The sequence below is a fragment of the Agrobacterium deltaense RV3 genome (genome assembly GCF_900013505.1).
Taxonomy (GTDB): Bacteria; Pseudomonadota; Alphaproteobacteria; order Rhizobiales; family Rhizobiaceae; genus Agrobacterium; species Agrobacterium leguminum.
The window spans coordinates 2,093,921-2,119,903 of sequence record NZ_LT009745.1 but is presented as its reverse complement, the minus strand read 5'-3'; the positions used below and the strand labels follow the sequence as shown (position 1 = coordinate 2,119,903).

Genomic DNA, 25,983 nt, shown 5'->3' with positions numbered 1-25,983 from the left:
GCTTTATGGTCCATGCTGCATGTGAACAGCTGGAAGGAATTTCTGTGGGTCTGCACCGGCTTCATGGGCCAGATGCTGTTTACCATGCGTTTTCTGGTTCAATGGATTTCTTCGGAACGGGCCAACCGCTCGGTCATTCCGGTGGCTTTCTGGTATTTTTCCGTTCTCGGCGGTCTGGTGCTGCTTTCCTACGCCATCTGGCGGCGCGATCCGGTCTTCATTCTGGGCCAGGCGTCCGGCCTTTTCATCTATGCCCGAAATCTCTGGTTGATTCATGCAGAACGCCGCCAGCATGCATGAGGCGGCGACCCTGCCTTACGAGCAGGCAGGCGATGAGCGTCGATGGCTGACATTTGCATTCGCGGCGATTGTCCTTGTAACCGCGTTGCGCGTTGTTGGGCTGGCCTTCAACCGCACCGACCTTTTCGTCGATGAGGCGCAATATTGGCTATGGGGCAGGGAGATGGCGCTCGGCGCCTATTCCAAGCCACCCCTAATCGGCTGGCTTATCCGCGCGGCAACCATTCTGGGCGGCGGTGAGGGCACGTTTCAGGTTCGGCTGGCCGCGCCTGTGGTGCATGGCGTCGCGGCGGCGGCCATTCTTGCGCTCGGCCGCATGATCTATGATGTCAGGCTGGCATCCCTGGCCGCCCTTATCTATTTGACCCTGCCGGCCGTAACGCTCGGCAGCCTGTTGATCTCGACCGATACGCCGATGATGCTGTTCATCGTGCTGTCGATGATCTCCGTGCGGAAGCTTGCGCTGGCCCGCCGCGAGGGCAGGGCGGCGCTGGGCTGGAGCATCGCGCTCGGTCTCTGCTTCGGCCTCGGGCTGATGTCGAAATATGCGATGATCTATTTTCTGCCCTGCTTCATCGCTGCCGGCTGGCTTTGTGAGGCATGGCGCATCCGGCTGCGTGACGCGGTCATTGCTGCGCTCGTCTGCGTCGCCGTCATCGCGCCCAATCTGTGGTGGAACGCGGCGCATGATTTCATGACCGCACGCCATACGGCGGATAATGCGAACTGGCATGGCGTCCAGCTGAAGATCGGTTCCGCGCTGGAATTCTTCTTCTCGCAGGCGGGCGTGGTCGGACCGTTCGTTTTCGTCGGCATGGTCGTCGCAACAATTCGTGCGAAGAACGCCGAAACCCGGGCGCTGGTCGCTCTTTCGGTGCCGATCGTTCTGCTGATTACCGCGCAGGGTTTGATGTCACGGGCGCTCGCCAATTGGGCAGTCGGGGCCTATGCGGCGGGCGTGCTTCTGGCGGTGCCGGTCCTGACGTCGCGGCGTTGGCTCATCGTGTCCACGCTTGTACTTGGTAGCATCGTGGCCATCGCGCTGCCGCTGATGACCATTGCTGGAACGCAATTGCGCCTGCCGAAAGGTGAACTGGCGATGGCGCGGTATCTCGGGCGCGCCGAGCTGGTGTCGACCGGTCTGTTACGGGCGCGCGAGGCGGGTGCGGACGCCATCGTCGCTACCGACCGTTCGATACTTGCCGAGCTTTTTTATCAGCTTCGGGATGAGAAACAGGTGATGACGCGCGCGCTGCCCGAGACCGGCGTGCCTTCCAGTCACTATGCGCTTCTTTACCCGCTGAAACCGGGCGAGGCGAAAAATCCCCTGTTTCTGGCAAGTGCGGATGGCCTGCCGGCCTGCCTTGCCGGCGAAGCTCCGGTCGCCCGCTGGACCGCCGGGCCGGGTTTCCTCGAGGGCAGGGAAATCGGACTCTGGCGCCTGCTGCCGCGATGCATGCCGGAGGGCAGCAATGGACAATGATCTTTCGCATATGCGGATCACGATCTGGGTGACACTCGCGACATTGGCGCTCGTCATCCTGTTCGCGACCTTTCCCTCCATCGATCTGAGATTCTCCGCCCTGTTTTTCTCGCCCGTCGAGCAGCCATGGTCCGGCCGTGAGCCGTTTCCCGAATGGTTGCGGGATACGCTGCGCGAAGGTACGGAGCTTGCCACCCTTCTGGCTTTCACGATCCTTGTCGGCAATCTTCGGCTGGGCACGCTGCAAAGAACCGGCTGGCGGGTGTGGGCCTTCCTGTGTGGGCCGGTGATCCTCTGTGCCGGGCTTCTGGTCAATGGTGTGCTGAAGGCGACCATCGGTCGCGCGCGCCCATTCAGCGTCACCGAATTCGGCGGGCAGCAGCTTTTCACGCCGCCTTTTCAGTACAGTGCGCAATGTTATTCGAACTGCTCGTTTTCTTCCGGCGAAACCGCGCTGATCGCCAGTTTTTTCCTGCCGCTCTGCGTGCTCGTCTGGCCCCGGCTGCAACGGCGCGGACGGTTGGTGATGGGAGGCATCGCCGCCGGCATGATCGTCCTCATGTCCGGCTTGCGCATCGCGGCCGGCGGGCATTTCCTCAGCGATGTGGTGATGTCCATCCTGTTTTCCGCCCTCACAACCCTGTTTCTCTACCGGGCGCTGGTGATCGGACGTCATCGCCATCTGTTTACCGGCGATGCGGTCACAGCCGATACGGTCAGCATCTGGCGTAACGGTCGCCATGCTGTCCTGACCCGGGTTCGGCGCTGGTGGCCGAAAATCAAGGCCGCAGCCTCACGTCTGCAACGGCCGCCGGATGCGGGTGCGGCATCGTCTTAAGGGGAACTTCGGAGTTCGCTTCAATGAGGTGAATGACGAAGCGCGCCAGACACTCCTGCGTCATCCTCGGGTCTCCGAGGATCTGCGACCTGTTGATTTCATTCAACATGACTGGATCCTCGGCGCAGGGCCGAGGACGACGTCGAGGCAACCAGCGATTTCAACATGGAACGCAACCTGCCCGGGAATCTAAACCGGGCGGCAATTCGCCAAGCGGCAGAACGGTTGTCGAGGTTTGCCGCAGCTCTTCAGTCGAACAGGCCGGAAACCGACTGTTCCTGTGCGGTGCGGTTGATCGCTTCGCCGAGCAGGCCTGCGGTGCTGACCACGCGGATGTTATGCGCGGACTGGACACCGGTGGTCGGCTGTATGCTGTCGGTGATAACGAGTTCGCGCAGCTTCGAGGACGCAACACGGGCAACCGCGCCACCGGAAAGCACGCCGTGGGTGATATAGGCGGTAACGCTGGTGGCGCCCTTTTTCAGCAGCGCCTCGGCGGCATTGCAGAGCGTGCCGCCGGAATCGACGATGTCGTCGATGAGGATGCAGTCCTTGCCGGAGACATCGCCGATGACGTTCATGACTTCGGATTCGCCCGGACGGTCACGACGCTTGTCGACGATGGCCAGAAGACAGTCGAGACGCTTGGCGAGTGCACGGGCGCGAACCACGCCGCCAACGTCGGGCGAAACCACCATGACATTGTTGGTGTCGTAATGGTCCTTCACGTCGCGGGCGAGAATGGGCGCTGCGAAGAGATTGTCGGTGGGGATATCGAAGAAGCCCTGGATCTGGCCGGCATGGAGATCGAGGGTGAGAACGCGGTCGGCGCCGGCTTCGGTGATCAGATTGGCGACGAGCTTGGCGGAAATCGGGGTGCGGGGGCCGGCCTTGCGGTCCTGGCGGGCGTAACCGAAATAGGGAAGCACCGCGGTAATACGCTTGGCAGAGGAGCGGCGCATGGCGTCGATCATGATGAGCAGCTCCATCAGATGATCATTTGCCGGGAAGGAGGTGGACTGGACGATGAAAACGTCTTCGCCGCGCACGTTCTCGCTGATTTCTACGAATATTTCCTGGTCAGCAAACCGCTTTACAGTGGCATTTCCGAGAGGAACATTAAGATACTTGCAGATCGCTTCGGCAAGGTGCCGGTTCGAATTGCCTGCGAAAACCTTCATTGCGGCCGCCTGTTTCCATGCCATCGCCTTGCATCACGGGGCTCAATCCACCGTAACCAAGCGTCGTTCAAGGGGAGGAACATCCGGCTGAAAAGCCTTTGCCGGATACGCCTTGTTGCCATGCGCGCCTTAATAGCGCTGTTGCTTCCGATTGCAAGAGGACTCCGCGCTTTCGCAATGATTTTCGTGAAATCTCTGTGACTTCTCCCGCCGTTTTCACCTCATCCCTGTTGAGACTGCTTCCATGACGAATAGTCGTTGAGCGTTTTTGCAGCGATATCCTGCATGACCCTGTCGGTCACGGCGGCCCATGGATCGCTGCCTTTTGCCGCCACCGTTTCCTGCCCCTGCAGGCGGTGAAGCCGCACGCCATTGGCGTCCAGAATGTCCCAGACGTAAACGACATTGACCTTGGCGCCATCGGCAAAGGCGGAGAAATATCCCTTCAGGATGTTTTCGGCCGAATTGTCGTTTGAGGCCCGGATGGTCAGCCCCTTCGCCCGCGCTTCGGCCCCGAGCTGGCGCGACAGCGGCGTCACCGCCTGAACCGGGGCTCCGATGATAGGCAGGAAGCGGATGGAGTTTGCGGAAGAGGCGGGCGCAAGCGATGCCGTCTGCTGCGCGGGGGCGGGTTGAGCGGCGGCGGGTGGCTGGGTTGCGGTCTGGTTCTGGCGAAGCGGCTCGCCATACTGGCTGCCGTTGGACAGCGCCTGTGCCTGCGCCTGCAACGAGTTTTGCGGTGCATAGGCGGGAACGGATGTTGCGGTTGCCGGAGCGCCCGTGGGGGCGCGGTCGGCGGCGGCGGCCATCTGGTCGAGATCGCCCTGGGTCACGGGTGTCGACTGCGAGGCATTGTGGCCGACATCCACCTGCGGTGTAAGCGCTTCCGTCGTGTTGCAGCCTGACAGGGCCAGCATCATCGCTGGAACAATGATGGCCGGAAAAAGGGGGGTGAACCCCGTCCGGCTCATGCGATTTTCCCTCTCATGTTCCGCTCCTTCTTGCCCAAGGTGGCGCAATGTAAGGGCGGTTTTCCCGCTCTGTCAAACCCGGCAGCGATTTAAGCTGTGAGAAGATCGAGGTTGTGGCGCGAGAGCGGCTCCGGTGCGCCGTCGGTGGTCAGATAGGTCTGGCCGAGCGTCATGGCCGTGCCGGAATCGGAATCCATCACGATCATATGCACGAAGAGTGTCATGTCGGCGGTAATCTCCTGCGGATTGCCGGCATGGAACATCTGATGCTCCATCCAGGACGGCGAGAAGCGCGCGCCCAGCGAATAACCGCAGGAGTTCAGCCGGTGGCGGGTCAAGCCGCGTTCGTCCATCACGCGGGCATGCACGTCGAAGACATCGCCAAAGGTCTTGCCCGGCCCCAGCACCTCTTCGATGGCGGTGAGGTTTTGCAGGCAGGCGCTGTAAAGCTCCTTCTGGCGGAAGTCCTGTTCGCCGATTACCACCGTGCGCATCATGGCGGCATGGTAATGGGCGCTGACGCCGGCCCATTCCAGCGTCAGCTGATCCTTGTCGTCGAGCCTGCGGCGGCCGGCCTTGTAACGGCACAGCAGCGCATCCGCGCCGGAACCGACGATGAATTCATTGGCGGGGTAATCGCCGCCGCCGGCCAGGACCGCTCCCTGCATGGCCGCGAGAATTGCGGCCTCGTCCGCGCCGGGCCTGATGAGCGGCAGCGCCGCGTCCAGCGCCGCATCGGCCAGTTGGCCCGCCTTGCGCGCATGGGCGATCTCGGCCGGGCTTTTGACCAGCCGCAGTGTGCTGACCAGATAGGAAGCGTCGCTCATCTGGCAGAAGCTGGCGAGCTGGTTGTCCAGCAGGCGGGCGACGCGGCCGGTCATGCCGTGGGTGTCGTATTCGACGCCGATCTTTGCACCCAGCAGGTCCAGATCGCTCAGCAGGTTCTTCAGATCGAGCGTCGGGTCGGCATTGGGCCGGTCGACCCAGATCAGGATATTCTCGATGATGGAGGTATTGCGGGCCTGGCGCAGATCCGCCGAGCGGGTCAGAAGCGTCATGGAGCCATCCGATTTGACCACCAGCGTCTGGAAGAAGCAGTAGCCGAACGTGTCGTAGCCGGTCAGCCAATACATGCTTTCCTGCGCGAAAAGCAGAAGGGCGTCCAGCTTCTCCTCGGCCATTTTTGCGAGCAGACGCTCGCGGCGGGCATCGAATTCCGAAAGCTCGAAATGCAGGGCCATGTCAGTCCTCCAGAATTGCGATTGCGGAAATCTGCCGGCCATAATCGGGTTCGGCGCGGTGGGTGGTGCGGCGGTAGGAATAGAAGCGATGTTCGTCGGGATAGGTGCAGAGGCCGAGATTTTCCGCTTTCACACCGGCTTTCGTCAGCCGGTCGATGGTGAATTGCTTGAGGTCGAACAATGCGTGGCCTTCCTTCTCCGTCCCGGCGAAATAATTCGCATAGGCCGGATCGACATCGGTGAAACGCGCCACATATTCCGGACCGACCTCATAATTGTTCTGGCTGATCGAAGGGCCGAGCGAGGCGGCGATGCGTTCCCGGCTGGCGCCGAGCGTCGTCATGGTCTCGATGGTGTTTTCGAGCACGCCGAACAGCGCGCCTTTCCAGCCGGCATGGGCGGCACCCACGACGCCGGCTTCCGCATCGGCAAACAGGATCGGGCCGCAATCGGCGCTCAGCACGCCAAGCACGAAACCCGGTGTCGCGGTTACCATGGCGTCGGCCTGCGGGCGGCTGCCGTCATAGGTTTCATCGACCACGAGGACATCGGGGGAATGGATCTGGTGCACGGTGGCGAGGCGCTCCGCCGACAGGCCGAACCATTGCGTTACGCGCCGACGGTTTTCCTGCACCCGTTCCGGTTCGTCATGCGAGCCGAGGCCGACATTGAGGCCCTGATAAAGCCCTTCCGACACCCCGCCCTGCCGGGTGAAAAAACCGTGACGGATACGGTTTTTGCTATAGTCGGCGAGCAGGGGACTCTGGATGGGGAGCGGCAGCGTTGCGTTCTGCATGGTGCGGGAGTTCCTTGGAGAATATCGCTGTTGGCCAGTGAGGTACGGTTAAGCGAGATGTTTCCGGTTGCCGCGGCGTTGCGCGGCGTGTGTGATGCAGTGTGCCTGCTTCGTGTGTCGCGGCGATGTTGGCCCAGAGGTGATTGCGCTGTCAATCCACCGCGCGAAACGGCAGGAGATGAAGCGCGGGACTTGAAACGGCGATGACCTTGAAAAGTTCCCCCATCTTGCCGGCGCCTTCGCCGGCGAGGCGGTTGACCGCTTCGGCGATTTCCAGCGTCTGGTCCGGCGTGGCTTTGGCGGCAAGTGCGGCCGCGCGTTCCTTGAGACCGAGGCCATAGAGAAAGTCGCCCTGTCTCAGGGTGCCGTTGACGTGTACGCCGGTTGCTTCGGCTGTTTTCACGAGGCTTTCGAAATCGACATGGCTGGTGAGATCGGCTTCGCCGGGATGCGCAAGCGCCGGGTCGAAGGCATGGTTGCGCATGGCCTGCAACGTATCGCCATACCCGGCGACCAGATGGCCGTAATCGATGGCGAGCGCCGTGCCCCCGTGGACGGAGAGGCGCTGGCAGATCGCGGTCATCACGGCTTCGCGGGCAGGCGAAATCTCGACTATGGCGCCAATCGGCTGCCGTTCCGGCTGCGGCGGCAGCAGGGCCGGGTCTATGCCGGCAAGCCCGGTCGAGAACACAAGTTCGTCATTGGCGTCGAGGCTGACGACCCGTTCGCGGAAACCCTGTGGTGTTTTTATGAATTGCCGGATCGGAATGGCGTCGAAAAGCTCGTTGGCGACGAGGAGCAGGAAACCTTCCGGCACATCGTCGAAACTGTCATGCCAGGTCAGCCTGTCCGCATGTGCGGCCAGCGTTTCCTTCTGGATGGCGGAAAGGCGGGGGCTGGTTTCGACCAGATGCACCCGCATCGTCTCGTAAAGCGGCGGTGCGATGCGGCGGATGACGCGCAGCATGTCCGACATCATGGTGCCGCGGCCGGGGCCGATTTCCACCAGCTGGGTTTCCATGGGCGCGCCGTGCCTCTGCCAGGCATGGACCACGAAAACGCCGAGCATTTCGCCGAAAAGCTGGCTGACTTCAGGTGCGGTGATGAAATCGCCCGAACGGCCGAAGGGCTCGCGGCTCCTGTAATAACCGTGCTCCGGGTCGGCGAGGCAGAGCGAGAAGAAGTCGGTAACGCTAAGCGGACCGTTGAGCCGGATAAGTGATTTGATGCGTTGCGCGAGCGGTGTCGTCATGGCGGGTCATACCGTTCAGGCGCTTTTTGCCGCGCTGCGCGCCCGCAGAACCGCCCAGAGGCCGAGAGCGAACATCGGCGTGGAGAGCACCATGCCCATGGTCAGCCAGTTGCCGGCGAGATAACCGATCTGGGCGTCCGGCTCGCGGAAGAACTCTACGAAGATGCGCGATAGCGCGTAACCGCAGACGAAGATGCCGGTGACGACGCCGGGCGTCTTCAGCGCCCTGAAGGCGTAGATGGCGATTGCAAGAACGATGACGAGCACGAGGCCTTCGAGGCCGGCTTCATAAAGCTGGCTCGGGTGCCGCGCGAAGGGGCCGCCGGTCGGGAAGACGACCGCCCATGGCACGTCGGCGATGCGCCCCCACAATTCGCCGTTGATGAAATTGGCGATGCGCCCAAACAGCAGGCCGATGGGTGCTACGGCCGCGACGATGTCGAACATGCTCCAGACCGGAATGCTGTTCTTGCGGGCGAAAAGGATCATGGCGATGGTGGTGCCGATCAGGCCGCCATGGAACGACATGCCGCCGTTCCATATCTCGATTGCCCTGATGGGATTGGCGGCGACGGCGGCGAGATCGTAAAACAGGATGTAGCCGATGCGCCCGCCGAGTACGATGCCGCCGGCTGCCCAGAGGATGAAATCGTCAAGATGCTGCGCCGAGATCGGCGACGTCTCGTTCGGCCACAGGCGATCCGTGCGGGCGAGGCGACGGGCATAAAACCAGCCGAGCATGATGCCCGCGACATAAGCGATGCCGTACCAGTGGATCGAGAGCGGGCCGAGGGACAGCGCTACGGGATCGATATTGGGGAATGGCATGATGGCGAGTTGGGTGGGAGCGGCTAACAATCCGTATATTCCGTCATCGTTGCGGGGCGGACAACGGAACGAGCCATTGCCTCATGGGGCCGGGCGATGATGCTCACCGGTCTCCCTGACGCCAAGGAAAATGGCGATTGCGATGGCGGCGGTCAAGGTTATTCTTCAAGCTGCGGCTTAAGATAGCAAAGGCCATGCAAGCTCTTGCGATTTTTCGATTTCGCTTGCAAGGCGGCGATGGAGTGCATACCTGAAGGCTAGCAACAGCGGGCAAGACGATGCCCCTGAACCGACGAAGGATGAGCGCCATGAGCACGACAGGCACCAACCGTTTTCTGGATGAATTCGCCAAGCTGATGACCGATGCGGCCGGCGCGGCGCAGGGTGTGCGCAAGGAAGCCGAAGCCGCTTTTCACGCCCAGGCGGATCGTTGGCTGAACAGTCTGGACGTCGTCCGGCGCGAGGAATTCGATGCCGTTCGCGAAATGGCCATTCAGGCGCGTGATGAAAACGACGCGCTGCGCGCCCGTATCGAGGCTCTGGAAGCGAAGCTTTCCGCCGCCAAGGACTGATTTTTTAACGCTTTTTTCGATGGGTCCCGGATCGCTTGCGATTCCGGGACTTTTTGTTTTCGGCCCATTCCGCCCGAAATGACTCCCGGTTGTTAAAATCATCCCTCCTGCGCGAATTTTTTGGGGCCTGTGGACACTTCCAAAAAACGCAATCGGCAGAGTCGCTTATGTATCTCGCCTGAGGTGATGGGGGAGGAGATATCCACTGTTCAAAAAGCAAAAATGGCGGGGAAGGGGTGGCAGCAGGACTCGGCCATTATACACTGATTTTAAATGATGATTCGAAAAGACCTGGTAAGCTCCAGACAGGGTGAATGCGTAATTCTGGTGGTGTCGGGCAATCGTCTCAAATGTTTATCCCGGTTTGTATGTGCGTTTTGTGCCCGGCGTTCAAAACAGGACATTCCTACCGGCTGAGAAGGTGCCGCATGAGTCTGATAGAATTTGAAATTGAGCGTCAGTCCAATCCCGTGGACATGATCGAGATCGTCGCGGCCTCGAACGACTGGTCGTTCGAACGTTCGGGCGAAGATGAGATCGCCATGACCGTCGCCGGTCACTGGGCCGACTATCACGTTTCCTTTTCATGGATGGAAGAGTTCGAGGCGCTGCATCTTGCCTGCGCCTTCGATATCAAGGTGCCGGACCAGCGCGTCAACGAAGTTATTCGTCTGCTCTCCCAGGTCAATGGTCAGGTGCTGATGGGGCATTTCGATCTGTGGCGGCAGGAAGATGTGGTGATCTTCCGCCAGTCCCTGCTTCTGGCGGGCGGCGCCGAGCCGAACAACCAGCAGGTGGAAGTGCTGCTTTCCAGCGCGCTGGAGGCCTGCGAACAATATTATCAGGCATTCCAGTTCGTCGTCTGGTCGGGGCTGGATGCGAAAAGTGCAATCGAAGCGGTCATGTTCGAGACCGTCGGAGAAGCGTAAGATGGTATATAAGGCTTCCGGGCCGCTCGTCCTGGTGGGCGCCGGCAATATGGGCGGCGCTCTGCTTTCAGGCTGGCTGAAAAAGGGCGTGCCGGGATCGCAGGTCATCGTGATTGATCCGCGCCCTTCCGACGCCATGCGGACGACGATTGCGGAAGCCGGAGCCACCCATAGCGAAAGCGTGCCCGAGGGTGTGAAGGCCGGTATTCTTTTCGTGGCGGTGAAGCCGCAGATGATGGAAGCCGTACTGCCCTCACTGAAACCCCTGCTGGGCCCGAATACGGTCGTCGTTTCGATTGCCGCGGGCACCACCATCGGCACGTTCGTTTCGCATTTCGGCAAGGTTGCGGCCGTGCGGGCCATGCCCAACACACCGGCCATGGTCGGCCGTGGCGTCACGGGGGCCTATGCCAACGAGCTGTTGACGCCGGAGCTTAAAACGGTGGTGGACGGGCTGCTGAAAGTCAGCGGCCCGGTCGAATGGGTGGATGCCGAAAGCGATATCGACGCGGTAACCGCCGTTTCGGGAAGCGGCCCGGCCTATGTCTTCTATCTGGTGGAATGCATGGCCGAAGCCGGCCGCAAGGCCGGTCTGCCGGCGGATGTGGCCATGCGTCTGGCGCGCGAGACCGTGGCCGGCGCCGGTGAGCTGCTGCATCAATCCTCCGACGAAGCGGCGCGCCTGCGCCAGAATGTCACCTCGCCGGGCGGCACCACGGCTGCGGCGCTGTCCGTTTTGATGGCGGAAGACGGCATGCAGCCCCTGTTCGACAGGGCGGTCGCTGCCGCAAAAACCCGCGCTGAAGAGCTGGCGGGCTGAAGGGACGGGCGATGAGCGGTGAAATTTCCTATGCCGATTTCGAGAAGGTCGATATCCGCGTCGGCACCATCATCGAGGCCGAGCCTTTTCCCGAGGCGCGCAAGCCTGCCTTCAAGGTGAAGATCGATTTCGGGCCGGAGATCGGCGTCAAGAAATCCTCGGCGCAGATCACGGTGCATTATACGCTGGAAAGCCTTGTCGGCCGGCAGGTTCTGGGCGTGGTGAATTTTCCGCCGCGCCAGATCGGCCCTTTCCGGTCCGAGGTTCTGACGCTCGGTTTTGCCGATGCCAATGGCGATATCGTGCTTGCCGCCGTTGAACGGCCAGTACCGAACGGCGAGAAAATGTGCTGATGGAACACGACGGCTCAGTGCCGGAGTGGGTCCGTGACACACTTTTCGATCCGGTGCTTTAAGCCGGAATTTTGACGATTACCCGCAATCCACCCATCGGGCTTTCATCGAGCGTCACATCGCCGCCGTGGCTGCGGGCGATGTCGCGAACGATGGAAAGGCCAAGGCCGGTGCCCGAAGCATTGAGGTTGCGCGCCTCGTCCAGCCGGAAGAACGGCTTGAACACATCCTCGCGTGAGTTCTCCGGAATGCCCGGTCCGTCATCGTCAAAGGTCATGATGATGGAACGCGGCGCCTTGCGGATATCGATGTGGAGATTGCCGGCGTAGCGCCGTGCATTTTCGGCCAGATTGGCGACGAGCCGGGACAGCGCGTTCGGCCGCGCGATGATCCGCTCGATATTATAGAGTTCGTAGCTGAATTTCTTGCCGTGCAGCTCGAAATCATGGCTGATTTTTTCGAGAAGGGCCGGAAGCTCCAGCGTGCCGACATCCTCTTCGACATCGGTACGGGCGAAGGTCAGATAGGCCTCCAGCATCGACTGCATGTCCTCGACATCCTTGTCGAGCCCCTCGAGGTCGGGATTGTCGCCCGCGAGCGCCAGTTGCAGCTTGAAGCGGGTGAGGATGGTGCGCAGGTCGTGGCTGACGCCGTTCAGCATGGCGGTGCGCTGCTCCATCTGCCGCTCGATACGCTCGCGCATCAGGATGAAGGCGAGGCCGGCGCGCCGCACCTCATCCGCACCGCGCGGGGAATAGCCGCTGATCTTCTGGCCTTTGCCGAAGTTTTCCGCCGCCTTGGCAAGCGCTTCGATGGGTTTGATCTGCCCGCGCAGGAAGAGGATGGAGATGGCGATCAGCACCAGCGATGCCCCGACCATCCAGACAAGGAAGATATGGGTGTTGGAGGCATAGGCCGCGCTGCGGCTTGTGAAGACGCGCAGGGTCTTGTCTTCCAGCTGGACGCGGATTTCGACCAATGAACCATTGCCATAGGTGTCGATCCAGAACGGTCGGCCGATCTGCTGCGTTAACTGATCCGCCAGAATCCTGTCGAGGATCGAAAACAGCGGCTCAGGTCTCGGAGCAGGCAGATCCGCCTTCGGTTCGATATAGACGCTCAGACCCAGCTTGTCGCGGGCGATGCGGATGACGCGTTGATAGTCGTCTTCCTCCGGGTCCGTCTGCAGAAGCTCGATGATCGCGGCGATATCGCGCGTCACGGCGGAGGAGAGGCGTTCCGTCACGAGCTGCCAGTGACGTTCCATGAAAACGGCCGCGACCACGGCCTGAAGCAGGATCATCGGCAGGATGATGATGAGCAGCGAACGGGTGTAGAGGCCGGTTGGCAGCCAATGGCGCAGCCATCTGCCCGACATGCGCCAGGCCTTGGCCACGCCGCTGTTTCTGACCGTGCTGAGAAAATCGAGGCTCGCCATGGCCGTGCGTTCGCCCTTCGTTGGGTGCTCGTCAGTCCACGCTCAGGCGGTAACCGATGCCGCGCACCGTTTGCAGATAGACAGGATTGGCAGGGTCGTCCTCGATCTTTCGGCGAAGACGGTTGATCTGCACGTCGATGGTTCTTTCGCCCACTTCCGATTCCGCTTCCACCAGCTCGTGGCGGGGAATGGTATCGCCGGCGCGCAGCGCAAAAAGCAGCATGATCTCCTGTTCGCGATCCGTCAGGCGGATCGTTTCGGGGCCGCGCCGCAATTCCTTTTTGGCGATGGAGAAGCTGTAGGGGCCGAACATGATCTGTTCGATCTTGGGGGTATCGGGCGAGGTATTGCGCCGCAGGATGTTGTTGATGCGAAGGACGAGCTCGCGCGGGTCGAAGGGTTTGGCGAGATAATCGTCCGCTCCGGCTTCCAGCCCGGCGATGCGCGAATCCGCTTCCGACCGGGCGGTCAGAAGGATGACCGGCACGGATTTGTCCTCGTTCAGCGAACGGGTCAGCGAAAGCCCGTTTTCGCCCGGCATCATCACGTCGAGGATGAGCAGATCGAAACGGATGCCCACCATTTTGCGCCGTGCTTCGGCGGCATCGGCAGCCACGGAGATTCGATAGCCCTTGTCGCCCAGAAAGCGCTGCAGAAGATCGCGAATACGGGCATCGTCGTCGACGATAAGGAGATGGGCCGCATCGTCATCCGCCGGTGGACGTTTTGTCGGTGCTGTCGCCATCGTCACTCGTCCTCCACGGTGGTTGTCGTCGTCGGGCTGCGCATCTGCGCCAGGAATTTGCGCACGCAGGCGCGGGCGTCCGGCCCGAGACCTTCCAGCGCGCGGTCGATGCGGCGCGACTGCGGCTCGCTCAGCGCCAGCGCCAGTTCACGGCCCGTCAGCGTGGGGTAAAGCCTGCGCTGGCGGCGGTCTTCCGGGCCTGCCATCTGGCGGATGTAACCGTCGTCGATCAATTGCTTCAGCACACGGGCAAGGCTCTGCTTGGTAATCTGCAACGTATCGAGCAGATCCGCCACCGTCATGCCCGGCTGCCGGCTGACGAAATAGACCACCCGGTGATGCGCGCGCCCATATTCCAGTTTCGACAGAATGACATCGGGATCGGAGACGAAATCGCGATAGGCGAAAAACAGCGCCTCGATCGTGTCGAAGTCGATCTTGCCGTCGTCAACCTTCGGGAGTGCCGGTGTCTGCCTGGCGGCTGCGGTTTTAAGCGATTGCGGTGGCACTACGGTTCCTTCATATTCTGCGGCTGTCTGATCATAAGCTGACAGGCGTCGATGCGCCAATATTCTGTAAACATAGCCGAAAATGCGTCCGCTCGGGAGAATGCCGCGATCATTTTCTGTTGCGGTGGATAATATGGCGCGGGTGCGGGTGCAACTGGAATCCTGAGTGACCTTTACCGGAAATAGAAAAGAGCGCGGAAACTCCGCGCTCTTCATCCGTCTCTTGATGTCCGCCGTGCGTTTACTGATAGACGTAAACGATCCGTCGTGTCGAAGGTTCTACCAGAACCGGCACGTCGTTCACCCGGACATAACGATATTGATAGTCCGGAATTTCGACGAGACGCGTATCCGACGGCAACACACTGCCGACGGCTATGTCGCCGTCATATGTGACGGTGTCTGCGGGATGTTCGTCAATGTAGGTGATCACCGATTGCGGAGGATCGACCTCACCGACGCGGCCGAGGTTCGGATCGCCGGGATTGGGCTCTACCTGCACGCTCGAGGTCGTTTCGTAGGTCACGACCGGCACGCTGAGTTCCGAGCGGCGCTGTTCGAGAATGACCGGAGAGCCCTCATACATGACATTCAGATGATCGGCGTGGGCCCAGCCGCGCAGACCGTTGACTTCGATCCGGCACCAGCTGCTGCCTTCCATGCAGCCATCCAGAACCGCATTGCTGCCGCGGGTGGCCAGTCCCACTTCGGGATAGTCTTCACCGGGGCCTGAGCGAACGGAAATATCAGATGCGGTGGTGGCGACCATGGCGGCGTTCGCGAAACCGGCCATCAAGGCGAAGGCGCCGCCAGCCATGAGCATTTTAAGCGTCTTGTCCATGTGTCTCACTCCTTTCAAGACTGGAGCTACAACGTCGCAACCATCGGGGCGTTCCACATTTTTTGCCGGCAAATCCCGCCATCAGCCTAGGATTTGTTGCTATCTCACTGTTTCCAATTATATTTTAGACTGCTTCAGTCGCCGGAAGTCGCCGTCTTTTCCGCCGCCATTGTGCCGCACCCGGTCGCGGGCTATAGGAGGCTGGAGCTTTCAGACAGGAGATACAGGATATGGGAAAATTGCAGGCGGGCATTATTCCGGTCACGCCATTCGAGCAGAATTGCACTATCCTGTTCGATCAGGACACCAAAGAGGGCGTCGTCGTCGATCCCGGTGGGGATGTGGACGTCATTCTCCAGGTCGTGTCTGAAAACGGCATCGCGCTGAAGGAAATCTGGCTGACGCACGGGCATCTCGATCATGCCGGCGGTGCCGATGAGCTGCGTGAAAAGCTGTCGCTGCCGGTCATCGGGCCGCATGAGGACGACCGGCCTCTGCTGGAGAGGATCGAGGTGCAGGCGGAGAAATACGGCATCAGCGGTCTGAAGAATGTGGTGCCTGATACATGGTTGAAGGAAGGCGATAAGGTCTCATTTGGAGACCACGTCTTCGAGGTCTATCATTGCCCAGGTCATGCGCCCGGCCACGTCATATATTACAACCGCGACCAGAACTTCGCCCATGTCGGCGACGTGCTGTTTTCGGGATCGGTGGGGCGCACGGACCTGCCGGGCGGAAACCACGAGCAATTGATGGCGTCCATCCGCGACAAGCTTTTGCCGCTGGGTGACGATGTCGGTTTCATCTGCGGCCATGGTCCGGGTGGACGGCTGGGCGAGGAGCGGCTCACCAACCCCTATCTCAAGGGGCTCTGAGCGCCGGCCTATTAGAGTTTTTACGCATTCCCAGACGGAAAACCGGATTCCACTTTTCCTGGAAATGCTCTAAGGCCTGCGGGACCGCACAAAAAAACCCGGCATTCCTGCCGGGCTTCAACTAGAAAAGAAAGCCGTTTTAGGGTCAGCCAGCAATCTGCAGATTGACTGCCTTCGGCCCCTTGCCGCGACGATCCGGTTCCGTGTCGAAGCTCACTTTCTGATTTTCTGAAAGTCCGGACAGGCCAGAAGCCTGTACGGCAGAGATGTGAACAAAGATATCAGCGCCACCATTGTCTGGCTTGATGAAGCCGAAGCCTTTGTCTGTATTGAAGAATTTTACGGTGCCAGTTTCGGCCATGCATCAGGTCCTTTTCGCTCTGCCCGCGTTCAGCTACAGGCAGCATTACAGTTTTGCCCCGCGTGGGCGTTGGCAGGCAGTTTTTGACTATTGAGAAAATGGACCTTCGCAGCGGGAAGTAATGGCGTTCTCATCCAACGTTTTTCGTCCCACCGCCCGAGGTTTATAGCGTCCCCAGTGCGCAAAATTATAGGCCTTCCCATGCTCGCAAATTGCCCGAACCGCGGTAGAGTGATGCGTTTATCGAAAATTGGCAAGCAAAAGTTTTCACGGGCTTTTTGTCAGATAAAAAACCTGCGGTAGAATAAGATTGCGCAATCGCATATTTTTTCCGCAGAAGCGACAGTTGATGAAATAATTGCCGTTTACCGCAGGATTTCACGGCAAAATTTGAATGCCCTATCTGGATTTACGGCGGAACGAGAAAAATAAGTTCTTTTTGCGTCAGGCCGCTCCAGCCATGGTTTTTTGCCGTTTGCGCGTCAATTCCGGCACCAGTTCCACGATCAGGATCGCGACGAATATGATCAGGCAGCCGATGTAGCCGGCGCTTGAAATGGTTTCCTTCAGGAACACCGAAGCCAGCAAAGCGCCGAAAAGCGCTTCCGAGGACAGGAATATCGCGGCCTGCGGGGCGGTGGTGTAACGCTGGCCGATGACCTGCAGCACGAAGGCGAGGCCGGAGGAGACGAGGCCGACATAGAGGATTTCCGCCAGCGACGCCTCGATGGAGGCCATGCTGATCGGTTCGAACACGACGCCGATCATGCAACTAAGAAGGGAGCAAACGGCGAACTGGGTGCAGGAAAGCGCCAGCGGCCTTCCGCTTTCGGAGACGAAGCGCCCGGCCAGCGTGATCTGGATCGCCCAGAAGAAGGCGCAGATGATGCTGAGAATATCGCCGGTGGTCAGCGCCTCGAATGCGCCTCCGGAGAGCAGGAATATGCCGCCCAGCATCATCAGCGCGCATGGCCAGACGATCCAGTGGGGATGACGGCGGTAAAGCACGACGGCGATCACCGGTACGAAGATGACGTAGAGCCCGGTCAGGAAGCTGGAATTGGTGACGGTCGTGGTCAGGAGCCCGACCTGCTGGGTGGTGGCGCCGCCGAACAGGGCCAGACCCACGAGGATGAAGCTGCCGATTTCGCGCCGGCGCGGCGGCGATTTCAGCGACCGTGTTTCCATGAACGCGAAGGGCAGCACGGCGATGGCGGCAATGGCGAAACGCAGGCCGACGAACCAGAATGGGCCAATAGACGCCATGGCGGAGGATTGCGCGACGAAGCCGCCTCCCCAGATTGCTGCGGCGAGCAGAAGCAGCATATTGGCCTGAATACGCGTCATTGTTGGCACCAGCACGGCAGGGCCGGAAGATCATTCAGTCGCGGCCGTGGCAATTCGGGGATTTTTGAAATATCGATCCGCGATGCGGATGACTGTTTCCGGGTGCTTTAGCAGCAAGCTGCCGATGCCGCAAGTCGAGGGGAGGGCCGCTTATTTGTAGCGGCGGGCCTCGTCCTTCAGGCTGCGCCGGGTGAGCGTCAGGCCGCCAATGCCGAGGCCAATGAAGGCCGCGGCCGAAAGGACGATGAGCAGGATGTGGGGACTCGCTTTCGTCGTCGCTGCCACCTGCGGAATGGCGGAAGTATGCAGGGTATCGACCGCCTGGGCAGCCGCATTGGCCGAGGTTGCGATGCCGGCGGCCATGGTGACGATGACAAGAAACGCCGCAACGGCCATCCAGAGGGAAAACAGCGTTCTCTGCGCCCTTAACCTTTCAACGGAAGTCCGATCGTTGGTAAACATGGCTGTCGCCTCTTGTCCCTGTTCTTAAAGGATAAAAGAGGCTTCGAAATGGACGGCTTGGAGACCGAATTCTGGCGTTCCGCGGCATTTATTGCGGCAATATTGTGGCAAAGCCGGTTAGGAGAGCCGTTTGGGCGGATTTGGCGTCAGAGGCCGCGTTTTCCGAAGGTCCGGGTCTGGCGCAGCGGGTGCGGATCGGCGGGGCGTTCTTCCCGGAAAAATGCCGGTGGCGCAGGGCCTCTTTCCGTCCTTGAGGGGGCGAAATATTCACTACCGAGTTCCGGGAAACGTGTGTCGAAACTAGTCGGGGCAAGTTCTGGCTTTGCCAGCACGTAGCCCTGCATCAAGAAGACGCCGAGTTCTTCGCACAGATCGACCTGCCATGCAGCTTCCAGTCCTTCGAAGACCGGCTCTATGCCATCGGCGCGAAACTGGCTGACGATGACGCGCAGAAGGGCAGCGCCCGCCGAATTCTGCATGAAATCGCGCACCCAGCCGGCTTCGAATTTCACATAGTCCGGCTTGATGAGCTTCACCCGGTCGATGTCGGAATCGCCCGCGCCATAATCATCGAGCGCCACGCGAAAGCCGATATCGTGCATGTGGTACGCGAAGTCGGCGACCATCTGCGTATCGGAGGCTTTTTTCTCGGATATTTCGCAGACGATGCGATCCGCCGTCATGCCGGCTTCGTGGGCGGCAAGACGCATGCGCTCCACTTCCTGGCGCATCTTGGCCGGAGTCTGGAACAGCCCCGGATGGAAATTGACGAAGATGCGGGCGCGGGACCGGTTGAGCCGGCCGGTGTTGAGAATGTGGATCGTGCGCAGGATGCTGTCGATATTTTCGATATCTTCCGGCGCGACCAGCGAGAAGAATTCTCCCGGCGTCACCGGCTCGCCATTGCGATGGGGACGCACCAGACCCTCAAAGGAATCGATGTCGAGAATACCGCTCGCCGTGCGGCGGAAAATGGGCTGCAGGGCCGATTTCAGGTTGAAGGTGCTATAGACGGTGGACCATGTGCCATCGACCTCGCGGACAAGACTGGAAAAGATGCTTTTGAGCGCCATTTTTCAACCAGCTATAGAGACACGACCTCTAGGCTCGCGAATGTAGCGTATCAAGCGTTACTTCCGGGTTAAGGAAGGTTTAAATTCTGCGATGCAGCACATAAGCCGGCTTTTGACCTTGAAAGAAGGCCTGTCTTTCGACATAGAAAATGCCGCAGATGACAAGTTTTCCAACCTCTGCCGATGTCAACCCCAATAGGACCGATTAAAAATGGCCTTCCTTGCCGACATTCTCTCCCGCGTAAAGCCATCCGCCACCATCGCCGTTACCCAGAAAGCCCGTGAGCTGAAAGCGAAGGGCCGCGATGTGATCAGCCTTGGCGCCGGCGAGCCGGATTTCGATACGCCCGAAAATATCAAGGAAGCGGCCATCGACGCCATCAAGCGCGGCGAAACGAAATACACGCCGGTTTCGGGTATTCCGGAACTGCGCAAGGCGATTGCCGACAAGTTCAAGCGTGAAAACGGGCTGGACTACAAGCCGGAGCAGACGATTGTCGGCACGGGCGGCAAGCAGATCCTCTTCAACGCCTTCATGGCCACCCTGAACCCAGGCGATGAAGTCATCATTCCGGCGCCCTACTGGGTCAGCTATCCGGAAATGGTGGCGATCTGCGGCGGCACGCCGGTTTTCGTCGACGCCACGCTGGAAGACAATTTCAAGCTGAAGCCGGAAGCGCTGGAAAAGGCGATCACGCCGAAGACCAAGTGGTTCGTGTTCAACTCGCCGTCCAACCCGTCGGGCGCCGCCTATTCGCACGACGAGCTGAAGGCGCTGACCGATGTGCTGGTCAAGCATCCGCATGTCTGGGTGCTGACGGACGACATGTATGAGCACCTGACCTATGGCGATTTCAAATTCGTCACGCCGGTCGAAGTGGAGCCTTCGCTCTATGACCGCACGCTGACGATGAACGGCGTCTCCAAGGCCTATGCCATGACCGGCTGGCGTATCGGTTACGCTGCCGGCCCGCTGCCGCTGATCAAGGCCATGGACATGATCCAGGGCCAGCAGACCTCGGGCGCAAGCTCGATTGCGCAATGGGCCGCTGTCGAAGCCTTGAACGGCACGCAGGATTTCATTCCGGCGAACAAGAAAATCTTCGAAGGCCGTCGTGACCTCGTCGTTTCCATGCTCAACCAGGCGAAGGGCATCAGCTGCCCGGCTCCGGAAGGCGCATTCTACGTTTATCCGTCCTGCGCCGGCCTGATCGGCAAGACCGCGCCGTCGGGCAAGGTCATAGAGACGGATACGGATTTCGTTTCCGAGCTTCTGGAAGCCGAAGGCGTCGCCGTCGTGCAGGGATCGGCTTTCGGCCTCGGCCCGAACTTCCGCATTTCCTACGCCACGTCGGAAGCGCTGCTGGAAGAAGCCTGCAAGCGCATCCAGCGCTTCTGCGCCGATTGCCGCTGATCGGTTGTGATCTCAAATGAAGAAGCCCGGCAGCGATGCCGGGCTTTTTTCGTTTTGGTCAAAGCCCCAGAAACAGCAGCATGATGAAGGTGGCGAAGAGAATGAAATGCGTCATTCCTTCAATCGCGTTGGTCTCGCCGTCATTGAGATTGATGGCGGCGGCGATGAGGGTGATGAAGACCATGACGGTCTGAACCGGGGTCATTGCCATGATGAAGGGCTGGCCGGTATAAAGCGCGATACCCTCCATGACGGGCACGGTGAGGATGACCGTCGACAGCGATGCGCCCATGGCGATATTGACCACCGCCTGCATGCGGTTTCGCAAGGCGGACCGAAGCGCGGTGAGGATTTCCGGCGATGCCGAGATCGTCGCCACCACTACCGCCATCAGCGCTGGCGGCGCGCTGGTGCCCTCGAGGCTTTCGCTTAAGAAGGCCGACATGAATTCCGCCAGCGCGCCGATCAGCACCACGCCGGCGATGATGAGGCCGATGGAGAGCGGTACGCTGCCTTCGTCCTCCTCTTCCGCATGGCCGTCCGATGCCTGTCCGGCCGGATGCGCCTTGCGGGGATAGGCATAGCTGAAGAAATAGCTGTGCGGGCCGACCTGCATTTTGAGGAACAGGGCATAAAGCGCGATCATCGCGACGATGGTGAAGGCGGAGTAGACATGCCAGCTTTCATTGGGGATGAATTCCGGCACGATCATCGAAATACCCATGGCGGTGAGGATCATCACGCCATAGGTCTTGCCGGAATCGTCATTATAGGGCTGCTCGCCGTGGCGAAGACCGCCGAGCAGCGCCGCGAGACCGAGAATGCCGTTGATGTCGATCATCACGGCGGAATAGATCGTATCCCGCACCAGAGTGGGCGAACTGGATTCGCTCATGATGATGGCGAGGATCAGCACTTCCACCGCAACGGCCGACAGCGTCAGGATCATGGTGCCGTAAGGGTCGCCGACCTTGGTGGCGAGGATTTCGGCGTGATGGGCAACCCGCATCGAGACCAGGACGATGAGCCCGATCAGCGCGACCGCGGCGATCAGCGCCGCCGTTTTTCCGGCTTCGAATATTGCATGTTCGGCCAGATAGGCGACGATTGCCGCCGGTATCGCCAGCAGCAGCATGCGCTCCTGTTTCAGAATAGAACCCGCCATCGATTTCCCTTCCCCCTGATCGGCTCAGGCTGTGACGTATCGTCCCCCAGATCAAGCAGGATTTGCGCTTGAATGCTTTTGGTAGGATAGTGGTGTTGCAGGACATGCTGCTCATGCCGCGGTGTCCCATCGGGTGCAATGCTTGAAACGCGGTTGTGGTTGCCATGTCGCCTACCGAAGCAGGAGGACCATGCATGACCAAAGTGGTATATGAAATTGTCGAACATGACGGAGGCTTTGCCTACCGCATGAACGGCGCTTATTCCGAAACATTCCCTTCTTATGCGGATGCCGTCGAGGCTGCGCGCATCGTTGCCGCCGAACAGCAGGTGGGGGGCGATGACGAGGAAATCAGCTATCAGGATGAGAGCGGCCACTGGCATGAAGAATACAGCCAGGGCGGCGACCGGCCGGAAGCCGAGGTGGTCGACAAGACGACGCAGCAGGCCAGACCGTTTTGATCACCGATCCGTGGATTTCCAGCAAAGCCGGGATCACTTTGCCGGGAGTTGTTCGGCATTAGCGCCGTTTCGGCGGTGCGCCCGGATCGGTTTCTTTAAGATGCCCCTTGAGGCCTTCGACGAGGGCGCTGAACACGGCACGACATCGCGGCGAGGTCTTGAGATTTTCATGCATCGCGACCCAGGTGTGGAGCGGGATGTCGATTTTCGGAAGAACCTGAACGAGCCGGGGGTCCTTGCGCGCCAGACCGATCTGACAGACGCCGATGCCTGCGCTGGCGCGGATCATGGCAAGCTGGGCGAGATTGCTGTCGGCGCGGATTTCAAAGGAAATTTCCTCAATATCGGGTATGTCCGGATCGAGCGAGCGCATGCGCTGGATGGCCGCCCGGATGAAAGGCGTCTTGCGGTCGAAGCCGACCATCCGGTGATGGTTCAGATCTTCCATGCTCTTCGGGGTGCCGGCTCTTGCCAGATAGTCGCGCGTTGCATGAAATCCCAGACGGAAATTGCCGATATAACGCATGACGATCGCATCCTGCTGCGGTTCGGTCATGCGAATGGCGATATCCGCCTCGCGCCTTAAAAGGTCTTCCAGCGTATCGGAAAGCGAAAGCTCGATTTCAAGCCGCGGGTGAACCTCCTGCATGGCCGTGATGATCGGCGGCAGCATTTCCACGCCGATGATATCACTTGCGCTGATGCGCACCGTGCCTTCGATCTTACCGACTTCGCCGGAGGCCGCGCGCATGAGGGCGGCGGTCGTCGCCGCGAGATTTTCCGCATAGGGGCGGAGCGCAAGCGCTGCTTCCGTCGGCATTAGCCCGTGCGGCGAGCGGATGAACAGCGGAAAGCCGACGGCCTCTTCCAGCGCGCCGATATGACGTCCCGCCGTCGGCTGGGTGATGCCAAGCTCGCGGGCGGCGGCGGAAAGCGAACCGTCGCTCAGCACGCTGAGGAAGGTGCGATAGAAATCCCAGCTGATGTCGCGGTTTCTCGTCATAAGATTTTGTATAGCTGCTCCACTCATTTCGATAATTTCGTATATCGTGGAACGGGACGATACTCCAGCCCACAACAAGGAGTACGGCGATGATATATGAAAACAACGCAAATGCAGCGCAGAATGAACGGCCTCTGGCCCTGATTTTGGGGGTGAATGGCGGTGTCGGAAGCCAGGTCTCCAGAATGCTGCAGCAACGGGGATGGCGGGTGAGGGCGATGACGCGCCAGCGGACGTCAACGGGCGCTACGGATGGCGTCGAACGTGTGATCGGCGATGCCATGAACCGGCAGGATGTGATGGATGCGGCAAAAGGCGTGAGCCTCATCGTCCATGCGGTCAATCCTCCCGGGTATCGCAACTGGGAAAGCCAGGTGCTGCCGATGCTCGACAATACCATTGCCGCCGCCGAGGCCAGCGGGGCGAGGATCGTCTTTCCGGGCAGCGTCTATAATTTCGGCCCGGACGCCTTTCCGCTTCTGACGGAAGACAGCCCGCAAAAGCCGTTCACCCGCAAGGGCGCATTGCGTGTGGAGATGGAGCGTCGGCTGAAAATGGCGTCGATGCGTGGCGTGTCGGTGCTGATCGTCCGCGCCGGGGATTTCTTTGGGCCGGATGCGAGAAACAACTGGTTTTCGCAGATGCTGGTGAAACCCGGAAAGCCGGTCCGGAGTGTCCGGAATCCCGCCGCGCCCCATGCCGGGCATCAATGGGCCTATCTGCCGGATGTCGCCGAGACCATTGGCCGGCTGCTGGACCGCGCAGACGAGCTTCCGGCTTTCGCCGTCTATCACATGGAAGGTTTCTGGGATTTCGACGGGCTGCAACTGGTTGAAGCCATCGAGCGGGTTGTCGGGCATCCGGTCAGGAGGCGGCAGCTGTCCTGGTCGGGCATCAAATTGGCCGCTCCCTTCGTTCCCCTGTTCCGCGAAGTGCTGGAAATGCAATATCTCTGGCAGATGCCGATCCGGATGAGCAATCGCAGGCTGACGGATTTCCTCGGAACGGAACCCAGAACACCGATCGACATCGCGGTAGCGACGACACTTGCGAGCCTCGGCTGCCTTGAGCAGAGGCCGCAGCCGTCGAGCCTTTCTCATCCGGCCGATGCCGGGGGCAGGGTGTGATGGCCACGATTGCGAATGGGATGTCGGCCCGGCGTCGCGTGTTTGCCGTGATTTCGGCAAGCGTGCCGATGCTGATCTTCGCGCAGGTGCTGCTGGCCGGGCTGTCGATCTATTACGATGGATCGCTGCTTTCGCTGCACAAGGGGCTCGGCTTTCTGATCGCCGTTCCGATCCTGTCGCTGGCGGTTCTCGCTTCTCTATATGACCATCTCCGGCCGAATCTTGCCCGCACGCTGGCCCTGCTTGGTCTTTACTGTCTTCAGGTGGCCCTGATGAGCATCGGCCGGGAAACGGGCAATGGCTTCCTGCAGGCGCTGCATGTGCCTAACGCCTTCGTCATGGGCGCGTTTTCCGATTTTGCCGCGCGGCAGGCGCGAAGCCTGCGCTGAAAGAAAACGCCGCACTGCTTTCGGGCAGTGCGGCGTCTTTGCTTTATCCATTATCAGGCAAGCGCCGGATAGTCGGTGTAACCTTCGGCTCCGCCGCCATAGAAGGTCGGCTGGTTCGGCTCGTTGAGCGGCGCGTCGTTTTTCAGGCGGCGGACCAGATCCGGATTGGCGATGAAGGCCTTGCCGAAAGCCACGGCATCGACTTTACCGCTTTCAACCGCCTCGATGGCGCTCTCACGGTCGTAGCCATTATTGGCGATCCACAGACCCTTGCCGCCGGCATTGCGATAAGCGGCCTTGAAGGCGGCATAATCGAAAGGCTTGTCGCCCTGCTTGAAATCGCGCGGGCCGCCGGTTGCACCTTCAACGACATGGATGAAGGCGAGATTGCGCTTGCCGAGCTGTTCCACCACGTAATTATAAAGCGGCTGCGGATCGGCTTCGAAAATGTCGTTGGCGGGCGTGACGGGTGAGAGGCGGATACCGGTACGGCCTGCGCCGATCTCTTCCGCCACGGCATCGACAACTTCGAGCAGGAAGCGGGCCCGGTTTTCGATGGAGCCGCCATAATCATCCGTGCGCTGGTTAGTGCTGGATTTCAGGAACTGCTCGATCAGGTAGCCATTGGCGGCATGGATTTCGACACCGTCGAAACCGGCTTCCAGTGCTGCGCGCGCGCCGCTGCGGTAATCCTCAAGAATGAGGCCGATATCGTCGATGGTGAGCGCACGGGGCTCGGAGGTTTCGGCAAAGGCGCCGGTGCCGTCATCATTGATGATATAGGTCTTCGACTTGGCCGGAATGGCGGAAGGCGCGACCGGCTGGCCGCCATGCGGCTGCAGCGAGGTGTGGGAAATGCGGCCCACATGCCAGATCTGCGCGACGATCTTGCCACCGGCAGAATGCACGCTGTCCGTCACCTGTTTCCAGCCCGCGATTGCTTCCCGCTTGTAGAGGCCGGGAACGTCAGCGTAACCCTGACCCTGCTGGGAAATCGGCGTGCCTTCCGTGACGATGAGCCCGGCCGTGGCGCGCTGCTCGTAATAGGTGGCGTTGAGATTGTTGGGAATGGCGCCCGGCGAACGGTTGCGGGTGAGGGGGGCCATGACGATACGGTTGGCGAGTGCGATATCGCCGGCCTGTGCCGGTTCGAAAAGACTGGTCATGCGACTTCACTTTCTGGTCGGTTGGCGAAATTGCGCGGGGGAC

The 25,983-nt window shown here is 60.3% G+C and carries 29 protein-coding genes; 12 read left to right on the top strand and 17 right to left on the bottom strand.

The genetic code is table 11. From position 1 onward, the window contains the following. The first annotated feature begins 12 nt into the window (after positions 1–12). From AGR7B_RS10720 to AGR7B_RS10710, 3 genes are read left to right on the top strand one after another with little or no spacing between them, the layout of a single operon-like run. Positions 13–300: a lipid-A-disaccharide synthase N-terminal domain-containing protein gene (locus AGR7B_RS10720; RefSeq protein WP_031233742.1), complete on the top strand. Its 288-nt coding sequence runs from the start codon at positions 13–15 to the stop codon at positions 298–300. Continuing rightward, a complete protein-coding gene (locus tag AGR7B_RS10715; protein ID WP_162934104.1) occupies positions 275–1,783 on the top strand; it encodes an ArnT family glycosyltransferase in 1,509 nt (502 codons plus the stop codon). The genes AGR7B_RS10720 and AGR7B_RS10715 overlap by 26 nt, the downstream gene beginning before the upstream one ends. After that, entirely contained in the window at positions 1,773–2,621 is an 849-nt protein-coding gene (locus tag AGR7B_RS10710; protein ID WP_078051794.1) for a phosphatase PAP2 family protein, read from the top strand. The genes AGR7B_RS10715 and AGR7B_RS10710 overlap by 11 nt, the downstream gene beginning before the upstream one ends. 248 nt (positions 2,622–2,869) lie before the next feature. On the opposite strand, the gene AGR7B_RS10705 is transcribed toward AGR7B_RS10710, so the two are convergent. The 6 genes from AGR7B_RS10705 to lgt form a co-directional block, all read right to left on the bottom strand. Continuing rightward, positions 2,870–3,802 (bottom strand): ribose-phosphate pyrophosphokinase, encoded by a 933-nt coding sequence (locus AGR7B_RS10705; protein WP_003522877.1) that lies wholly within the window; start codon positions 3,800–3,802, stop codon positions 2,870–2,872. Positions 3,803–4,023: 221 nt separating this feature from the next. Continuing rightward, positions 4,024–4,773 carry a hypothetical protein gene (locus tag AGR7B_RS10700; RefSeq protein WP_065655721.1) on the bottom strand — a complete coding sequence of 250 codons (750 nt, stop codon included), beginning with the start codon at positions 4,771–4,773 and terminating at the stop codon, positions 4,024–4,026. 89 nt (positions 4,774–4,862) lie between these two features. Continuing rightward, on the bottom strand, positions 4,863–6,014 hold the full coding sequence (locus AGR7B_RS10695; RefSeq protein ID WP_080856616.1) for a M24 family metallopeptidase: 1,152 nt from the start codon (positions 6,012–6,014) through the stop codon (positions 4,863–4,865). 1 nt (position 6,015) lies between these two features. Continuing rightward, positions 6,016–6,810, bottom strand: coding sequence for a peptidoglycan editing factor PgeF (pgeF, locus tag AGR7B_RS10690; protein ID WP_080856615.1), 795 nt, complete (start codon positions 6,808–6,810; stop codon positions 6,016–6,018). Between the two features lie 151 nt (positions 6,811–6,961). Next, a complete protein-coding gene (locus AGR7B_RS10685) occupies positions 6,962–8,062 on the bottom strand; it encodes a class I SAM-dependent methyltransferase (RefSeq protein ID WP_080856614.1) in 1,101 nt (366 codons plus the stop codon). A gap of 15 nt (positions 8,063–8,077) precedes the next feature. Then, positions 8,078–8,890, bottom strand: a complete 813-nt coding sequence (lgt, locus tag AGR7B_RS10680) for a prolipoprotein diacylglyceryl transferase (protein WP_162934157.1) — start codon at positions 8,888–8,890, stop codon at positions 8,078–8,080. 308 nt (positions 8,891–9,198) lie between these two features. Here lgt and AGR7B_RS10675 point away from each other — a divergent pair, with 308 nt between their 5' ends. The 4 genes from AGR7B_RS10675 (at position 9,199) to AGR7B_RS10660 (ending at position 11,564) form a co-directional block, all read left to right on the top strand. Further along, the gene (locus AGR7B_RS10675) at positions 9,199–9,462 is read left to right on the top strand and encodes an accessory factor UbiK family protein (protein ID WP_003522871.1); all 264 of its coding nucleotides are present in this window, start codon (positions 9,199–9,201) and stop codon (positions 9,460–9,462) included. A 428-nt stretch (positions 9,463–9,890) separates the two neighbouring features. Next, entirely contained in the window at positions 9,891–10,391 is a 501-nt protein-coding gene (locus tag AGR7B_RS10670; RefSeq protein WP_003522870.1) for a type III secretion system chaperone family protein, read from the top strand. Between the two features lies 1 nt (position 10,392). Then, on the top strand, positions 10,393–11,211 hold the full coding sequence (gene proC, locus AGR7B_RS10665; protein WP_078051799.1) for a pyrroline-5-carboxylate reductase: 819 nt from the start codon (positions 10,393–10,395) through the stop codon (positions 11,209–11,211). Between the two features lie 11 nt (positions 11,212–11,222). Continuing rightward, entirely contained in the window at positions 11,223–11,564 is a 342-nt protein-coding gene (locus AGR7B_RS10660; RefSeq protein WP_003522868.1) for a tRNA-binding protein, read from the top strand. A 58-nt stretch (positions 11,565–11,622) separates the two neighbouring features. Here AGR7B_RS10660 and AGR7B_RS10655 read toward each other — a convergent pair whose 3' ends face one another. From AGR7B_RS10655 to AGR7B_RS10635, 4 genes are all read right to left on the bottom strand, one after another. Beyond that, entirely contained in the window at positions 11,623–13,002 is a 1,380-nt protein-coding gene (locus AGR7B_RS10655; protein ID WP_065655728.1) for an ATP-binding protein, read from the bottom strand. A gap of 31 nt (positions 13,003–13,033) precedes the next feature. Further along, on the bottom strand, positions 13,034–13,747 hold the full coding sequence (locus AGR7B_RS10650; RefSeq protein WP_080856613.1) for a response regulator: 714 nt from the start codon (positions 13,745–13,747) through the stop codon (positions 13,034–13,036). Between the two features lie 2 nt (positions 13,748–13,749). Beyond that, positions 13,750–14,256, bottom strand: a complete 507-nt coding sequence (locus AGR7B_RS10645) for a MarR family winged helix-turn-helix transcriptional regulator (protein WP_031234081.1) — start codon at positions 14,254–14,256, stop codon at positions 13,750–13,752. Positions 14,257–14,497: 241 nt separating this feature from the next. Further along, positions 14,498–15,097 (bottom strand): DUF1236 domain-containing protein, encoded by a 600-nt coding sequence (locus tag AGR7B_RS10635; RefSeq protein ID WP_080856612.1) that lies wholly within the window; start codon positions 15,095–15,097, stop codon positions 14,498–14,500. Between the two features lie 230 nt (positions 15,098–15,327). Between AGR7B_RS10635 and AGR7B_RS10630 the strand changes: the two genes are divergently transcribed. Further along, positions 15,328–15,972: an MBL fold metallo-hydrolase gene (locus AGR7B_RS10630; protein ID WP_080856611.1), complete on the top strand. Its 645-nt coding sequence runs from the start codon at positions 15,328–15,330 to the stop codon at positions 15,970–15,972. Positions 15,973–16,117: 145 nt separating this feature from the next. Here AGR7B_RS10630 and AGR7B_RS10625 read toward each other — a convergent pair whose 3' ends face one another. The 4 genes from AGR7B_RS10625 to AGR7B_RS10605 form a co-directional block, all read right to left on the bottom strand. Further along, positions 16,118–16,333, bottom strand: coding sequence for a cold-shock protein (locus tag AGR7B_RS10625; protein ID WP_003494703.1), 216 nt, complete (start codon positions 16,331–16,333; stop codon positions 16,118–16,120). 444 nt (positions 16,334–16,777) lie between these two features. Then, entirely contained in the window at positions 16,778–17,680 is a 903-nt protein-coding gene (locus AGR7B_RS10615; RefSeq protein ID WP_080856610.1) for a DMT family transporter, read from the bottom strand. Positions 17,681–17,830: 150 nt separating this feature from the next. After that, complete coding sequence (locus AGR7B_RS10610) at positions 17,831–18,142, bottom strand: hypothetical protein (protein ID WP_078051800.1); 312 nt, start codon at positions 18,140–18,142, stop codon at positions 17,831–17,833. A gap of 146 nt (positions 18,143–18,288) precedes the next feature. Continuing rightward, entirely contained in the window at positions 18,289–19,215 is a 927-nt protein-coding gene (locus AGR7B_RS10605; protein WP_080856609.1) for an EAL domain-containing protein, read from the bottom strand. Positions 19,216–19,426: 211 nt separating this feature from the next. On the opposite strand from AGR7B_RS10605, the gene AGR7B_RS10600 reads away from it, so the two are divergent. Continuing rightward, positions 19,427–20,629 (top strand): pyridoxal phosphate-dependent aminotransferase, encoded by a 1,203-nt coding sequence (locus AGR7B_RS10600; protein ID WP_003522859.1) that lies wholly within the window; start codon positions 19,427–19,429, stop codon positions 20,627–20,629. A 58-nt stretch (positions 20,630–20,687) separates the two neighbouring features. Here the strand turns inward: AGR7B_RS10600 and AGR7B_RS10595 are convergent, their stop codons facing one another. Beyond that, on the bottom strand, positions 20,688–21,794 hold the full coding sequence (locus AGR7B_RS10595) for a calcium:cation antiporter (RefSeq protein WP_080856608.1): 1,107 nt from the start codon (positions 21,792–21,794) through the stop codon (positions 20,688–20,690). A 194-nt stretch (positions 21,795–21,988) separates the two neighbouring features. On the opposite strand from AGR7B_RS10595, the gene AGR7B_RS10585 reads away from it, so the two are divergent. Next, entirely contained in the window at positions 21,989–22,255 is a 267-nt protein-coding gene (locus AGR7B_RS10585) for a DUF2188 domain-containing protein (protein WP_003522857.1), read from the top strand. 58 nt (positions 22,256–22,313) lie between these two features. On the opposite strand, the gene AGR7B_RS10580 is transcribed toward AGR7B_RS10585, so the two are convergent. Further along, the gene (locus AGR7B_RS10580; protein WP_003522856.1) at positions 22,314–23,258 is read right to left on the bottom strand and encodes a LysR family transcriptional regulator; all 945 of its coding nucleotides are present in this window, start codon (positions 23,256–23,258) and stop codon (positions 22,314–22,316) included. A gap of 89 nt (positions 23,259–23,347) precedes the next feature. Between AGR7B_RS10580 and AGR7B_RS10575 the strand changes: the two genes are divergently transcribed. Further along, positions 23,348–24,385: an NAD-dependent epimerase/dehydratase family protein gene (locus tag AGR7B_RS10575; protein ID WP_080856607.1), complete on the top strand. Its 1,038-nt coding sequence runs from the start codon at positions 23,348–23,350 to the stop codon at positions 24,383–24,385. Continuing rightward, positions 24,385–24,774, top strand: a complete 390-nt coding sequence (locus AGR7B_RS10570) for a DUF6220 domain-containing protein (protein WP_080856606.1) — start codon at positions 24,385–24,387, stop codon at positions 24,772–24,774. The genes AGR7B_RS10575 and AGR7B_RS10570 overlap by 1 nt, the downstream gene beginning before the upstream one ends. 53 nt (positions 24,775–24,827) lie before the next feature. Here the strand turns inward: AGR7B_RS10570 and AGR7B_RS10565 are convergent, their stop codons facing one another. Further along, the gene (locus AGR7B_RS10565; RefSeq protein WP_065655738.1) at positions 24,828–25,940 is read right to left on the bottom strand and encodes an alkene reductase; all 1,113 of its coding nucleotides are present in this window, start codon (positions 25,938–25,940) and stop codon (positions 24,828–24,830) included. Positions 25,941–25,983: the final 43 nt, after the last annotated feature.